Origin of the sequence: Bosea sp. AS-1 (assembly GCF_002220095.1) — a bacterium.
Lineage (GTDB): Bacteria > Pseudomonadota > Alphaproteobacteria > Rhizobiales > Beijerinckiaceae > Allobosea.
This window is the reverse complement of the sequence record NZ_CP022372.1, coordinates 3783285-3797193: the sequence shown is the minus strand read 5'-3', so window position 1 is coordinate 3797193 and position 13909 is coordinate 3783285. Positions and strand designations below refer to the sequence as shown.

At 67.0% G+C, this 13909-nt stretch carries 11 protein-coding genes; 8 read left to right on the top strand and 3 right to left on the bottom strand.

Annotation, left to right across the window (positions count from 1 at the left end):
- Position 1 precedes the first annotated feature (1 nt).
- The 4 genes from cheB to CE453_RS19805 all read left to right on the top strand — a co-directional run bounded on the left by cheB (position 2) and on the right by CE453_RS19805 (position 3665).
- Entirely contained in the window at positions 2-1024 is a 1023-nt protein-coding gene (gene cheB, locus CE453_RS19815; RefSeq protein ID WP_089176140.1) for a chemotaxis response regulator protein-glutamate methylesterase, read from the top strand.
- Between the two features lie 22 nt (positions 1025-1046).
- Positions 1047-2087: a diguanylate cyclase gene (locus CE453_RS19810; protein ID WP_089178030.1), complete on the top strand. Its 1041-nt coding sequence runs from the start codon at positions 1047-1049 to the stop codon at positions 2085-2087.
- Positions 2088-2328: 241 nt separating this feature from the next.
- Complete coding sequence (locus tag CE453_RS28705; RefSeq protein ID WP_157733114.1) at positions 2329-2505, top strand: hypothetical protein; 177 nt, start codon at positions 2329-2331, stop codon at positions 2503-2505.
- A complete protein-coding gene (locus CE453_RS19805; protein ID WP_089176139.1) occupies positions 2502-3665 on the top strand; it encodes a GNAT family N-acetyltransferase in 1164 nt (387 codons plus the stop codon). The genes CE453_RS28705 and CE453_RS19805 overlap by 4 nt, the downstream gene beginning before the upstream one ends.
- On the opposite strand, the gene CE453_RS19800 is transcribed toward CE453_RS19805, so the two are convergent.
- Positions 3616-5001 carry a glucosamine inositolphosphorylceramide transferase family protein gene (locus CE453_RS19800; protein ID WP_349236628.1) on the bottom strand — a complete coding sequence of 462 codons (1386 nt, stop codon included), beginning with the start codon at positions 4999-5001 and terminating at the stop codon, positions 3616-3618. The genes CE453_RS19805 and CE453_RS19800 overlap by 50 nt on opposite strands.
- A 351-nt stretch (positions 5002-5352) precedes the next feature.
- Here CE453_RS19800 and CE453_RS19795 point away from each other — a divergent pair, with 351 nt between their 5' ends.
- Together CE453_RS19795 and CE453_RS19790 are read left to right on the top strand one after the other, a co-directional pair.
- Positions 5353-7452: a GumC family protein gene (locus CE453_RS19795; protein ID WP_248307804.1), complete on the top strand. Its 2100-nt coding sequence runs from the start codon at positions 5353-5355 to the stop codon at positions 7450-7452.
- Positions 7452-8801, top strand: coding sequence for a VpsF family polysaccharide biosynthesis protein (locus CE453_RS19790; protein ID WP_198302160.1), 1350 nt, complete (start codon positions 7452-7454; stop codon positions 8799-8801). Before CE453_RS19795 ends, CE453_RS19790 begins: the two co-directional genes overlap by 1 nt.
- Here CE453_RS19790 and CE453_RS19785 read toward each other — a convergent pair.
- Together CE453_RS19785 and CE453_RS19780 are read right to left on the bottom strand one after the other, a co-directional pair.
- Positions 8743-9981: a glycoside hydrolase family 5 protein gene (locus CE453_RS19785; RefSeq protein ID WP_089176136.1), complete on the bottom strand. Its 1239-nt coding sequence runs from the start codon at positions 9979-9981 to the stop codon at positions 8743-8745. The genes CE453_RS19790 and CE453_RS19785 overlap by 59 nt on opposite strands.
- Complete coding sequence (locus CE453_RS19780) at positions 9978-11150, bottom strand: DUF1972 domain-containing protein (protein WP_089176135.1); 1173 nt, start codon at positions 11148-11150, stop codon at positions 9978-9980. The genes CE453_RS19785 and CE453_RS19780 overlap by 4 nt, the downstream gene beginning before the upstream one ends.
- Positions 11151-11322: 172 nt before the next feature.
- Between CE453_RS19780 and CE453_RS19775 the strand changes: the two genes are divergently transcribed.
- Together CE453_RS19775 and CE453_RS19770 are read left to right on the top strand one after the other, a co-directional pair.
- Complete coding sequence (locus CE453_RS19775) at positions 11323-12462, top strand: glycosyltransferase family 4 protein (RefSeq protein WP_089176134.1); 1140 nt, start codon at positions 11323-11325, stop codon at positions 12460-12462.
- Positions 12459-13712 (top strand): hypothetical protein, encoded by a 1254-nt coding sequence (locus CE453_RS19770; protein WP_089176133.1) that lies wholly within the window; start codon positions 12459-12461, stop codon positions 13710-13712. Before CE453_RS19775 ends, CE453_RS19770 begins: the two co-directional genes overlap by 4 nt.
- The last annotated feature ends 197 nt before the right edge of the window (positions 13713-13909 follow it).

Here is a 13909-nt window from a genome sequence, read left to right as displayed (position 1 = left end):
CATGAGGGTCGGGATCGTCAATGATCTGCCGATGGCCGTCGAATTGCTGAGGCGGCTCGTCTCTTCCTCCGGCGAGCACAAGGTCGCCTGGATCGCGATGAACGGCCGCGAGGCGGTGGAGGCCTGCCGGCGCGACCGGCCGGACGTCGTGCTCATGGACCTCACCATGCCGGAGATGGATGGCGTCGAGGCCACGCGCCTGATCATGGCCGAGACGCCGTGCCCGATCCTGCTGGTGACCGCGAGCGTCGATGCCAATGTCTCCGGTGTCTATGACGCGATGGGCTATGGCGCGCTCGACGCTGTCGATATCCCCACCGTCGGACACAGCGGCGGAGCCTCGGCCCAGGGGGCGGTCTTGCTGGCGCGCATGGCTGCGATTGCGCGCTTGTCGCGCGACGAGCCCCGGGCGCCGCGCTCGTCGACTCCGCCACGGGTGCGGGCGTCGGCCGGATATCCCCTGGTTGCGATCGGTGCTTCGGCCGGCGGCCCGGCGGCCGTGGCCACGCTGCTTGGGGAACTGCCGGCTGATTTCCCGGGAGCGATCGTGCTGGTCCAGCATCTCGATGCGCAATTCGTACCCGGCTTCGCCAATTGGCTCGGCCAGCAATGCAGCTTACCGGTCCGCCCTGCCGAGGTCGGTGAGCGACCCACGGCGGGAGTGGTGCTGATCGCGGCGAGCGGAGACCATCTCGTCTTGGGAGCGAATGGCGAGCTTGGCTACAAGGTCGAGCCGCGCGACTACCCTTACAGGCCTTCGGTCGATGTCTTCTTCGAGAGTGTCGCCCAGAACTGGCGTGGGGAGGTGATCGGTGTCCTCCTGACCGGTATGGGGCGTGACGGCGCGCGCGGCCTGAAGCTCTTGCGTGAGCGGCACCATTTGACCATAGCACAGGATCAGGCGACGAGCGCGGTCTACGGCATGCCGAAGGCGGCCGCTGCCATCGGCGCTGCTGTCGAAATTATGCCGCTCACTGCAATCGCGCCGCGCCTGGCCGGTGCGTGCGCCCGGCCGCTGCGATAAGGTATGCCACATGGGAGGCGAAATGACCCGTCCCGTCCCCGACGTTCCCGCCCCGGCGGACAGCTACCTCTCGATGGTGCTGCTAGTGGACGACCAGGTGATGGTCTGCGAGGCGGTGCGCCGGGCACTCGCGCATCATCCCGATCTGGACTTCCACTATTGCACCGATCCGCATGAGGCGATGGAGGTCGCCCTGCGGGTGAAGCCGACCGTGATCCTGCAGGATCTGGTGATGCCCGGGGTCGACGGGCTCGATCTGGTGCGGGCCTATCGCCAGAATCCGGCGCTCCATTCGGTGCCGGTCATCGTGCTCTCCACCAAGGAGGACCCGGCGACCAAGAGCGACGCCTTCCAGAACGGCGCCAACGATTATCTGGTGAAGCTCCCCGACAAGGTCGAGCTGATCGCGCGCATCCGCTACCACACCCGTGCCTATCTCGATCACCTGCAGCGGGACGAGGCCTACCGGGCGCTCCGCGAGAGCCAACGCGAGCTGATGCGCGTCAATCTCGAGCTCGAGCGGCTGACCCGCATCGACGGGCTGACCGGGTTGGGCAATCGCCGCTATTTCGACGAGTATCTCGCGGCGGAGTGGCGGCGCAGCCTGCGCACCGGCACGCCGCTCTCGGTCCTGATGGTCGATGTCGACCACTTCAAGCAGTATAACGACGCCTATGGCCACCTCGCCGGCGACGATGTGCTCAAGCAGGTCGCGGGCGTGATCCAGGATGGCGCTGCGCGCTCGACCGATCTCGCGGCCCGCTTCGGCGGCGAGGAATTCGTCGTCATCCTCACGGATGTGTCGCAGGCGGGCGCGACCCATGTCGCCGAGCGCATGGTGCAGGCCGTGCGCGAGCTGAACATCGCCCATGGCGACGGCAAGGTGACGATCAGCGTCGGCGCCGCCACCGCTTTCCCTCAGCCGAAAAGCGAGGCTGGCCTCCTGCTCAACGCCGCCGATCTCGCCTTGTTCGACGCCAAGAATGCGGGGCGCGACCGTGCCGTCGCCGCGGCCGTGGCGATCGGCAAGCCGGAACAGGACCGTGCCGTTGGCCCAGCCTGAGGGCGAGCTTTTTCGCGGTCGTCAGCGCGGGGCGTTGTCGGTGTCTGCCGTGCTTAACCATAACGCACAGGCCCTTCATCGCCCTGTCGAATATTTAAAGTCTTGGGGTGTAACCTTGGAACATCGAGCCGATGAGGAGATCCGCCTCTCGGGAACCTGTGGCTTTGGGAAAGAACGGTGCGCGGCTCCATTGTCGAAGCACCGGGCAATCCGTGGTTTGGGCTCCGGATGATCTGAGAGAATGATCGCATACATTGGCAATATCCTCGACGAGAGTTCGGCGATGAGCCCTTTGACGACCGGGGTGCCGCTTCTGGCCGTCGGCAAGCGAACTGAGAGGCTGACATGCTTTGGCCTCGAGAATCGCCTGCGTCCGAACCGGCAGGTCATGCCGACGATCGAGGCGGCGCATCCATGAGCGATCGGAGGCGGCTCGCCGCAGCCGCGGGGCGGGAGCTCGAAATCGTCACATCCCATGAAAGGCTCGTGGCGCTCGCTGCGGCCTGGGATGCCTTGTGGCGGCGTTGCGATGGCCTCGTCTTCCAGAGTCACGCCTGGATCGAAGCGTGGTGGCGAACCGCTACGCGTCGTGACGAACGCGGCCTGCTGATCGGGCTCGTCTGGAACGGGGACGTTCTGGAAGCGGTGCTTCCCTTTGCCACGATCCGGCGCCGTGGCGTCACGATCCTGGAGTGGGCTGCCAAGGAGCACAGCGACTACGGCGATGCGCTCCTCGCGCCGGACCGGAACCAGGGCGCTGTCGCCGCTCTGTGGCGGGAGATCGCCGCGACGGGCCGCTTCGACATGGTCTACCTCAATCGCCTTCTGCCGGAGGCTGCGATCAGGGGTGTCTTCGCCACCGATGTCGCCGCGCGCAGGCTGCGCCTCAATCACCGCAGCGAGATCAGCTATCGCGTGATCGGGCCATGGCAGCGCGGCGCGGATTGGTTCGGCGCACAATCGAAGAGCTTGCGGCAGCACCATCGCCGCGGCCGGAAGTTCATGGAGGAAGCCGGGGGCTACCGCTTCCGCCTGCTGGGGCCTGAAGAGCCGCTGGAGGCGGTGCTCGCGCGCGTCGCCGCCCTCAAGCGCATCTGGCTCAAGCGGCATGGCTACGCTTCGGATCTGTTCGATGAAGGCGCGCCGGCTCTTCAGGCGCTGGTCGAGGTCATGGCGAAGCTCGGCATCCTGCGCATCTTCGTGCTCGAATGCTCCGGTACGATCGCTGCCGTCTCGATCAATTTCGTCCAGCGTGATCAGATGATGGTGTTCATCCCCACCTACGATCCGGAATTCGAGCGCTGGTCACCCGGCACGCTCCTGATCATCGAGTACATCCAGTGGTCGATCGATCAGGGCCTGTCGACGGTCGATTTCCTGTGCGGCGGCGAGGAGTACAAGCGGCGCTTTGCCACCGAGGCGGTGACGCTCGAATCGATGACGGGCGCACGCACGCTGCTCGGGCGGATGGCGATCATGGCCGACCAGGCCGGCCACGCAATCAGGTCCCGGCGCGTTTCGCAGCCGGTCAACGCCGAGCGATCAGAGGCTTCCGTGCCAGTCCCGAGCCGTCGATGAATTCAAGGCCGCCGGCGCTGTTGAGGCTGTGCAGGCGGCGCCCCGGCCAGAGCTTCCCCGGCCGAAGGATAGTCTCGATCTCCTGAGAGAAACCTTCGCCGTCGAGACGGGTGACCCGGGCGATGCCAAGCGCCTTGCCATAGCCGAGGCGGCAATCCTGCACCGGGCGGAGCAAGGCTCCCTCGCGCAGCACCATCCGCCCCGCCGGCCGGGCCGATGCGATATCGATCAGGACCGGATTGCCGGGATGCGGCGTCCAGGGTCCACGGAAATCCGGCGCCGACCAGAGGTGGAGCGCATCCGAATAGGAGCCGCCACCGTCCCGCACCGTTGCGAACAGCCACCACAGGCCGCCATGCTCGACCAGCGTCGCATCGCTCGCGACCACGTTGTCGATCAGTGTCGTCTCCCGCACCCATCCGCCGGGGAAGGCGGTCGCCCGGAACAGGTCGATGCGCCCGGCACTACAGCTCTCGGGGATCATCCAGACCTCCCCGTCGCGTTCGAAGACAAAGGGGTAGGAGAGGTGGCCGGGCTGTTCCATCACCGGGACGGGCGTTCCCAGCGGGCCGTCCGGCCCGAACTCGACGGCCGAGATGATGCCCTTGCCGACGGCATGGACGAAGTCCTCTACGAAGAGCGTGACCCGGCCGCGATGCTCGATCGGGAAGGGGTCGGCGTAGAAGCGGGTGCCGTCGTCGGGAAGAACGCGCCAGCCCGATGCGGGATGGCGCTGAAGGTCGAACAGGTCCGGTCCATCGAGCTTGCGCCAGCCGGTCCGCCAATGCGGGGCATGGAACCAGCGGCGATAGAACCTGTCGGCGGCTGCGGACAGGGCCGTCTTCAGCGTCGACTGCACGAAGCCGCTGCGCGGAGCTGGGGCGGGTGGCGGTTCGGCGGCGGCAGGCAGGGCCGGGACGCGCAGGTGTTGTCCCCGGACGGCTGCCACGATGAGCGTCACCAGACGGCTCAGGATGTCGTCGAGCATCATCTGCGGGGCGCGGTTGTTCTCGCTGCCCGGCCGCCCAGCCGCGACGAGCGTGCCATTCGCCATGATCTCGACCAGCGGCATCCGGCCTGCAAGCACGGCTGCAACCAGCGCGTTCTCCCCGGTCTGCCCGTCGAAATGGAGCTGCCAACTCCGTGCATCCCCGGCCGCGGAGGCCCCGTCGAGGTCGAGCACCAGATCGGCTGCAACGGAGGCCGGTCGGAGCGGCGGGAGGCCCGTTCCGGCAGGGGCTATGGCGAAGAGCTCGCTCTGGGGCGGGTTCTTTGATGCGCAGGCGGTATTTGCAAAGCACTGCGGCCCTGTGCCGTGTCCGGCAGGGGCTCTCATCGATAATTCCAGCTCCGGCACGGCCCGAAGCCGATCGATCAGATCCAGATGCCATCGCCGCAGCGGAGAGGCACCGATATTCAGCGTCAATTTCATTCCTGAAGCCTGGCCACGCTTCCGGCGGCGCGCGCAGGAGCTGTCTGCACTGTCGCATGCACGCATTGCGATTTGGTTAGCTTGATTGCGAATCCTGACGCAGCGGAAAGATCGCTGCCGCCTGAGCACTTGTTAAGGAGTCGATGGCATTGTGTCGCCCGGAGCGGAGGCCCGTGAGCCCCGTTCCTGAGTTGCGTCGTGTCGAGTAGGGGAATGGCGAGCCTGGCTGCAATCGCTCAAGGACCGGAGGAAACGGTGCAGCCGCCTCCGCCGGAGACTTATCGCCGCCGCCCCGATGGCGCGGTCGAGATCTCCGAGCTATGGCGCATCCTCTGGTACCGCCGTGCCATGATCCTGGCCGTCGCCGGCCTGCTGACCGGCCTTGCCCTGGCCTACGGGCTGACGACCTCGCCGCTCTACACCGCATCGACCCAGCTTCTGATCGATCCTCGCGACCGCAACGTCGTCAATAACGACGTCAATCCGAATACCCTCTCGCCGGATGGCGGCCTGGCCCAGATCGAAAGCCAGACGAGCGTCATCCAGTCCGGCGGCGTCCTGGTCCGCGCGATCCGCGCGACCAAGCTGACGGAGGATCCCGAATTCAACGGTGCCGGGCTGCTCTCACGCCTGCTTGGCAGGGTGGCCGCCGACCCGCCGACGACCGATGGGTCCCTGACGCCGACCGAGGCGCGCACCCTCACCAATCTCCGGCGCAAGGTTTCGGTCAAGCGCGCGGACAAGGTCTTCGTCGTCGATGTCGCCGTAACGACCAAGGAAGCCGGCAAGTCGGCGAAGCTCGCCAACGCCATCGCCGAAGCCTATCTGGCCGACCAGGCCGATTCCCGCAGCCGTGCCGCGACCGAGGCTTCAGACGCCTTGACCGCGCGCCTCGACGAGCAGCGCAAGCGTGTCGAGGCGGCGGAGAACGCCGTCGAGCGCTATCGCGCGGAGAATAATCTCGTCGCCGCCTCCGGCCGCCTGATCAGCGACCAGCAGCTCAGCGAGATCAGCAACCAGCTTTCGGCGGCGCAGGCGCGCACCGCTGCCCTCAAATCCCAGGTCGAACAGATCGCGCAGCAGCGTGCCCGCGGCGGCCTCTCGGGCACGTCGGCCGAGGCGGTTCAATCCCAGGTCATCGGTCGGTTGCGCGAGCAGGAGGCGACGCTGATTCAGCGGGAGGCCGATCTGCAAAGCCAGTTCGGCCCGCGCCATCCCGCAATCGGTGCGGTGCAGAACCAGCTTGCTCATCTGCGCCGCATGATCTCGGTCGAGATCGAGCGCGTCGCGCAATCCGTGCGGACCGACTACGAGCGCGCGCTGGGCAACGAGAAGTTGCTCGCCGGCAAGCTCGACGCCCTGACACGCCAGACGCAGGGGGCCGACAAGGCCTCGGTGCGGCTGCGCGAACTGCAGCGCGATCTCGACGCCGTGAAGGCGGTCTACGGAAACTTCCTTTTGCGCGCCCAGGAAACGCGCGAGCAGGCCAATCTCGATACGACCAATGCCCGCATCATCAGCCTGGCCCAGCCACCTCTGCAGCCGAGCTGGCCGCCCACCTTGCCGCTTGCCGCGGCGGCGGCCGTCCTCGGGCTGGGGCTGGGCATGGGCCTGGCGCTGTTGCGCGAATATGCGGCGCCCCACCTGCTGTCGCCGGCACAGGCGGAGGCGTTGATCGGGGCGCCGGTCATCGGTGTCCTGCGGTCCGGCAAGCCGGCCTCGGCAAAGCGGCGCTGGGGTTTCGGCAAATCCGCGGCATCCGCCGGCAACGCGGAGGCGGATGCCGGGCTCGCGCTGCTCCGGCTCTTCAACACCACGCCGGCTTCCGCCACGGCGGCGCGCAGCCTGCTGGTGACCTCGGCCCGGCCGGATGAGGGCGAGCGCGAGCGCGTTACTGATCTGCTCGCCGCCGCAGCCATGCGACAAGGCGAGCGCGTCCTGCTGGTCGACGCCAATGTCGAAAAGCAGCAGCAGGATACCGGCAAGGGCCTGATGGATGTCCTGCGCGGCGAAAGCAGCCTCGAGGAGGCCATCCAGTTCGAGGGCGGCAAGGACGTCGCGCTGATGTCGGGTGGTCGCCGGAAAGCCCCGCCCCAGAAGGCTCTTGGACGCTCCTTCGCGATGCGCATGCTGGCCGATGCCAGCCGCCATTTCGATGTGGTGATCGTCGATGCCGGGGCGCTCACGTCCAACGTCACGATCGCGCCGCTGGTCGGCATGGCCGAAGAGATCGTCCTCGTTGCCCGACTCCATGAGACGCGCCTGCAGGACGTCACCAAGGCAGTCGAGGCTGCGCGGATCATGGGGCGGACGGTGACGGCGACGATCCTCGTCGATTCCAGCGGGCGGGGCTGATGCAGGCCGCCGGCCTCGGCGACGATGCCCTGAGGCTGCGCCGGGCGCCGGTCTGGGCTCGTCTCGATGCCGTCACGCGCTACGGCCTCTTCGCCACTGTTATCGTGCTGTTCTGCGTATCGGGCGGCATGCTCTGGCTGATCGGCTACAATTATGACGGGCTTGCCGGCTCGGCCGCCACGAAGATCCATCCTTCCACCTATATGATCGTCCTGCTCTTCGGCTGGAGCCTGGTCGCTGGCGGCGATCCCGTCAGCCGCAGCATCCATCTCGCCAGCGCCAGGCCTGCCACGCTGCTGATGCTGGTCGTCGCCATGGGCACATTCGTCGTCACGGTGCTGCGGGACGGTCCCGGCATCGGCGGCCTCGTCGACACCTACATCGCAGCAGGGCTGCTGATGCTGCTGCTCGTCGATGCCGATGACGACACCATGGCGACGCTGACGACGATGCTGCACGTCATGATGACGGTGAACGCCCTGCTGGCGCTCTTCGAGTTCGTGACCCAGGTCAGGGTCTTCCCCTATCGCTTCGACGGCATAGCCTTCGAGACCGACACGCGCTCCACGGCTCTGCACGGCCATCCGCTGGTCAATGCGATGATCACGGCCTGCTATCTGATGGCGCTGATCAGCGGCGCCCCCTCGCTGTCGCCCACGACGCGGGGCGTCCTCATCGCGCTGCAGAGCGCGGCGCTCGTCGTCTTCGGCGGCCGTACCGCCTTGCTGACCTCGTTGTTCTTCGGCCTGATCTATGGCGCGGGGGCGCTGCTCGGGCTGCTGCGCCGGAACCGGATCTCGCTGATCGGAGCTGCGATAGGCTGTGCCCTGATCGCTGTTCTGCCGGTAGCGATCGGCGGGCTGGCGGAGCTTGGCTTCTTCAATGACGTGCTGGGTCGCTTCGTCTCGGACGGTGGCAGTGCCAATGCGCGCAAGGAGATGTTCGACCTGCTGGCGATGTTCTCTCTTGGCGACCTCATCATCGGCCCCGACACTCAGCTCGTCGACACGCTGCGCCGCGTCAACGGTCTCGAATGGGGCATCGAGAACCCGTTCATCCGCATGACCCTGTATCAGGGCGCGATTATCATGGCGCTCGTCACGCTGGCCTTCGGGCTGTTCATGTATGAGCTCGGGCGCGGGCGCCGGGGCGTCTGGCTGGTCATGATCGTCTGGATCATCCTGCTGAACGGCTCGGAGAGCGTCGCGACGAAGACCACGCTCGTGGCCAAGTTCATCGTCCTGGTGCTCTGCCTCTATCCCCGGGAGCGCCCGGTCGGGCCGAGCCGGTTCAATCAGGCATCCTCAGCCCCAGGGCCGCGATCATTGTCGGGTCGGGCCGCCGGCTGACGTCGTCGATCAGCCCCATGCTGTCGAACAGGTTCCAGAAGGCCCAGGGAAAGCCGAGCTCCTCTGCGCTCTGCCGCACGTCGCGGACATAGCGCGCGCGGTCGTCCGCGCCGGCCGCCGCGATGCCGGCGCCGGAGCGTAAGGCTCCGAACTCGCCCATCAGGACACGCCCGGGCTCGACGCCTTCTCGTTTCGCCCAATCGGCGACCTGCCGTAGATAGCCGTCGATGAAGGGGCGGGCGGGTTGCGCCTCGAAATACTGCTTCAGGACACGCTCGGCCTCCCTGTAGGTCGCTGCACCACTGCCCAGTGGCGGTTGGCCGGTCGTTTCCATCCTCGTGCGTACCGCGGCCAGAGTCGTCGCGAGATTGCCCTGCGCTGCTGGCCAGGGAACTGCGTTCAGAACCGGGTAGAACGGCTCGCTCATCCAGCGCGCGCCCTGATGCGAGAAGACATAGGGCTCGTAGAAGTGGAAGGTGAAAAGCAGGGGCTCGAAGGCGGCCAGGGTTCGCGCCCGCAATGCCGGGAGGCCGGCGATCATGCTGCCGCAGGCTCCCGTCGCCAGCAGGGTCAGTCCCGGCGCCGCGCCGCGGGCAGCCGCCAGCAGCCGCCGCTGCATGTCGTCCCACTCGAGCGCACCGCAGGACTGGGGCGGCTCGTTGACCGGTTCGAAGGCAAGTCGGCGCGGCCCCAGCCTGCCCAGCAGGCCGGCGATCTCCTCCACGAGGTCGCGATAGGCGGGAAATCCCGGCGCGCCCGGCCCGCTGAACAGGCGATTGGGCGTCCAGTAATGCGTGGCGGCATTGGCATGGAGATTGACGATCACTGCGAGGTCCTGCACCCGCGCGAGCGCCACCGCGGTGATGAGCTGGTCGAGCAGGGCAGCCCGGACCGTGGGGGTGGCCGCCAGGAACGGGCCGGGGTCGACCGGCAGCCGGACGAAATCGAAGCCGGCCCGGCGCTGCAGCGACAGGTCGCGCTCCGTGGGAACAGGTCGGTCGAGCTGGAAGGGCGGCCAGTCGTAATCGGTACGCGGCGCTGGGTGCTCGCGCGTCAGGGAGAACCAGGGCCAGAGGTTGATGCCGCGTCGCAGCAGGAGCGGCTGAGCCGCCTGCGCCGGCTGGCGGCCGACAGCGACGGCACCGGCTCCCGCCAGGACTGCGCGGCGGCTGAGCCTCATCGCGGCTCGTTGCTGACCATTCCGGTCGGTTGCAGGGCCGGTCGCGGCACGCGATCTGTCAGGGCGAGGGCTTCCCGCTCATAGGCTTCGAGCACGGCTTGCCAATCGAAGGCCTCGCGCGCCCGGGCTTGCGCCGCGGCCTTCAGGCGCGCCGCGAGCTCATCCTCGCCGAGGAGGCTTTCGATCGCGGCTTCGCAGCTTGCTGCGTCGCTGAAGAACAGCCCGGCTTCGCCGGCCGTCCAGCGGTTATAGGGGTTGTCGTGCGCGATGACCGGGTTGCTCGCCCAGAGCGCTTCGACCAGGGACGGGTTGGTGCCGCCGACGGTGTGGCCGTGCATGTAGCCGCGCGCGTGGAAGCGCAGGGCCTGCACCGTATCCGCCTCGTAGATGGCGCCGGGCATGATCACCTCCGGGCCGGCTGCTTCCCTGACTTGTCGGTGATAGGGATTCCCATCGACGAAGGTCCCCAGCACGACCAGCTTCATGCCGCGCGGCTTGCGCGAAAAGGCCTCGACCAGCGTCAGGATTGAATTGTCGGGCTCGATCCGGGCGATCGAAATCAGGTAACGGCCACTTTCCAGGCCCAACGCGGCGAGCGGTTCGGTTGGGGCGGATTCGATCGGCACGCCGCCATAGGGGATCATGGCCGTTGCGCTGCGCGGGCGCCGCGTCGCCAGGTGATCGGCGATGACGGGATGATCGGCGACGAGGCGATGAGAGGTCCAGGCGGCAATCCATTCATTGGCCCAGAACCAGCCACGGACCGGCAGCGACCATTTCGGCCTGCGCCATTCGATCCCGTCCATGTTGGTCAGGATCTTGCGCCCGGCAAGACGCAGATAGGGCAGGAAGACCGCACCATTGTAGCCAAGCACGAGGCTGACGGCTTGCCGTCGGGCCGCGTCCCGGGCGCAATGCCAGTCGAATTCGAGCGTCGCGCGCGGGCCTGTCGAAGCGACCTGGGTCTGGATGAGCTCGATGTCGCGCCAGGTTTCGCTGCGGAAGCGCTCCGTGACGACGGGAACTTCCTCTTGGCAATACACGCCGATCCGCCAGCCGCGCCCTGCCAGAAATAGTGCAAGTTTCTCTGCAAAGGTCTCGAAACCGCCATGCGCGGCCGGAATACCTCGTGTTCCGAGGATCAGCAGCGAGGGGGAGGTGTGAGGCATGATCTTGTCCGGCAGAGGCGCTAATGCATATTAAGCTAGCTCTAGTGCCTTTAATCTTGCCTTGAATTTCAGCCTTTTATTCTTCTTTTATCGATAATGGTTAGGGCGTTCTTTCCAGCACTGCAGACTCGGGAGCCGAGCCGCAGGGCGGCGCCCCCAGACGGAACCGATCGTGACGCCTCGCATCGCCTGCATCCACCAAGGATACGAACTCTACGGCTCGGATCGCAGTTTTGCTGAAAGCGTCGCGGCACTGCGGCAGGCCTATCCGGCCGCCGAGATCGAGGTCGTCCTGCCGCGGGAAGGCCCGATCCTCTCGCTGCTGAACGGTACGGCCAGCCGCATTGTCATCGAGCCGCTCTGGGTGCTGCGCCGCCGGAATCTGCCAAGACTGCTGGCAGCCGCGCCCGTCGCGCTGCCGCTCGCGGTGCTGCGCGCCGCCCGGCGCCTGCGGCGCTGCGACCTCGTCTACATCAACACCTCGGTGATCGTGGATCACACGCTCGCCGCGCGGTTCTTTCCCGGCAAGGCCATACATCACATCCATGAGATCCCGGAAGGGGCGACCCGCACCTTGCTGCGACGCCTCATTCTGTGGGGCCGGAGCCGCCTGATCTTCAATTCGCAGGCCACGCGGCAGGCTTTCCCGCTGCCGCCCGGATATGAATCCGACGTGATCTACAACGGCGTGACAGGCCCGGCGGACTGGTCGCCGACGGATTATGACGGTTCGCGCCCACTGCGGGTGCTGATGCTGGGCCGCATCAACCGGATCAAGGGGCAGGAGATTTTGCTCGCCGCCGTCGCCGCACTCAGCCCGGAGTTGCGCGAGCGGGTCGAGGTGCGGATCGTCGGCAGCGCCTTCGAGGATCCCGATCTCGAGCGTGCCCTGCACGATGCCGTGGTTGAGGCCGGGCTCGACGGTCGGGTCCGGGTCGAGCCCTTCGTCGACGACCCGTCGCCGCTCTATCGCTGGGCCGATATCGTGGTCGTGCCCTCGCGTCGGCCGGAATCGCTGGGGCGCGTCGCGATCGAGGCGATGGCGTTCGGTCGGCCTCCGCTGGCTTCCGCGATCGGAGGCTTGCAGGAGGTCGTGGAGGATGGCGTGACCGGCCGTCTCCTGCCACCGAACGATGCCGAGGCCCTCTCCCGGGCACTGGCGCAAACCATCCTCGCTCCGCAGGATCTGCCAGCAATGGCCCGTGCCGGCCGGCAGCGTTTCGCGGCGCTGTTCAGCGATCAGGCGGTGGCGCGCGCCATCGCGGCTGTGGCTGGCGACATGCTCGGTCGTAACGGATCCGTCCGCCGATGAGCTTTCAGGCCCTGCGCCGACTGATCCTGCGCCTGACCGTCATGGTCGGTGGCGAGGCGATGCAGAGCGCCTTCCACCTCGCGCTCAACATTGTGCTGCTCCATTCGGCCTCGGCCAGGGACTACGGTATCTTCGCGCTGGCCATGGTGGCTGGCGGCATCGGCCTGACCTATATCCGGGCCTTCACGGCCCTGCCGGCCAGCATCTGCATCGCCGGCAGCCACAGGGTCGCTGCGGCCAATGCCTATGAGGTCTCGTTCGGGACGGCGGCGGCGATGCTCTCGGCACTGTTCGGCCTGGTCGTCGCGATCGTGCTCTCCGGCTGGATCGACGAAGGCGCGGTGAGCGGCGGCACCTTCGTCGCGCTCTGGGCGCTGCGGGCCCATATCCGGATGGTCTTCTTCGCCCGTAACCGCCAGATCCTGGTCAGCGCCAGCGATCTGCTCTTCACCCTGAGCGGCGCTGCCGGAACGGCCTGGGTCGTCTGGGACGATACCCATATCCTGCAGCACACCTTCCTCGTCATGACGGTGGCGAACGCGCTCGGCATCGCGGCGATGCTGGTGCTGGGGCGCCGGCCCATCCGGTTCGGGGCGGGCGCCCATCTCTGGCGCCGCTACAAGCGGCTCTGGCGCGACCTCAAATGGTCTCTGCTGAGCGTTACCATTACGAATTTGCAGGGGCAGGGCATGGCGCTGCTCGTCGCTGCCATCGCCGGCCCAGCCGCCTATGCCCCGATCGCCGCTGCACTGTTGAATTTCGTGCCGCTGCGGATCGTCGCGACGGCCTTCGCCAATATGATGCATCCCGAGATGACGGCGCTGATGGCGCAGAACCAGTTCGCCAAGGTCGGGCGGCTCCTGCGCCACTGGCCGCCGTTGCTGGTCGTTCTCAACCTCCTCTACGGGCTGGCCGTCATGATCGCGCTCCCCTTCATTCGCCCCGACAGCCTCGGCGACACCAGCTTCTTCAACGTCTCGCTGATGGCCTGGGTCGCCGGCGGGCTGTCGGTGCTCTACGTCATGCCGCGCGTCTGGCTCGAGATCGCCCAGGATTATCGCTCGATCGCGATCCTCTCGGCCATCGCGGCTGTCCTCGGCATGCTGATGGTACTTGTCCTGCTGCTGACGGTTCCGCCGTCATGGGCTTTGCTGGGCGCCGCCTTTTCGGAGGTCATCGTGCTGATCGGTTCGTGGGCGATCGTATGGCCGCGGCAGCGGGCCGCGGAACGGCGGGCTGCTGCAGGCTGAGGGCCAGCGAAACGGGGCAGGGGGCGCGGGCCGCCATTTTGCTCTGCCCCGATCGATTGCATGGGGCATTGTCGTGCGCTGCGCTTGCATCGCGGCACCGAACGTTCTTCTGCTGAAATCAACAAAGGTCCGTATTGCGATTCGTGGCCGCCGATTGGCGGCAGGATATCGGGGCGGGCCGTCGCGTATCGGGCTGG

What these genes read in the sequence shown, in the direction of transcription:
- cheB (WP_089176140.1), top strand. Translation starts at nt 2, where the DNA reads ATGAGGGTCGGGATCGTCAATGATCTGCCGATGGCCGTCGAATTGCTG.
- CE453_RS19810 (WP_089178030.1), top strand. Translation starts at nt 1,047, where the DNA reads ATGACCCGTCCCGTCCCCGACGTTCCCGCCCCGGCGGACAGCTACCTC.
- CE453_RS28705 (WP_157733114.1), top strand. Translation starts at nt 2,329, where the DNA reads ATGATCGCATACATTGGCAATATCCTCGACGAGAGTTCGGCGATGAGC.
- CE453_RS19805 (WP_089176139.1), top strand. Translation starts at nt 2,502, where the DNA reads ATGAGCGATCGGAGGCGGCTCGCCGCAGCCGCGGGGCGGGAGCTCGAA.
- CE453_RS19800 (WP_349236628.1), bottom strand. Translation starts at nt 5,001, where the DNA reads ATGAGAGCCCCTGCCGGACACGGCACAGGGCCGCAGTGCTTTGCAAAT.
- CE453_RS19790 (WP_198302160.1), top strand. Translation starts at nt 7,452, where the DNA reads ATGCAGGCCGCCGGCCTCGGCGACGATGCCCTGAGGCTGCGCCGGGCG.
- CE453_RS19785 (WP_089176136.1), bottom strand. Translation starts at nt 9,981, where the DNA reads ATGAGGCTCAGCCGCCGCGCAGTCCTGGCGGGAGCCGGTGCCGTCGCT.
- CE453_RS19780 (WP_089176135.1), bottom strand. Translation starts at nt 11,150, where the DNA reads ATGCCTCACACCTCCCCCTCGCTGCTGATCCTCGGAACACGAGGTATT.
- CE453_RS19770 (WP_089176133.1), top strand. Translation starts at nt 12,459, where the DNA reads ATGAGCTTTCAGGCCCTGCGCCGACTGATCCTGCGCCTGACCGTCATG.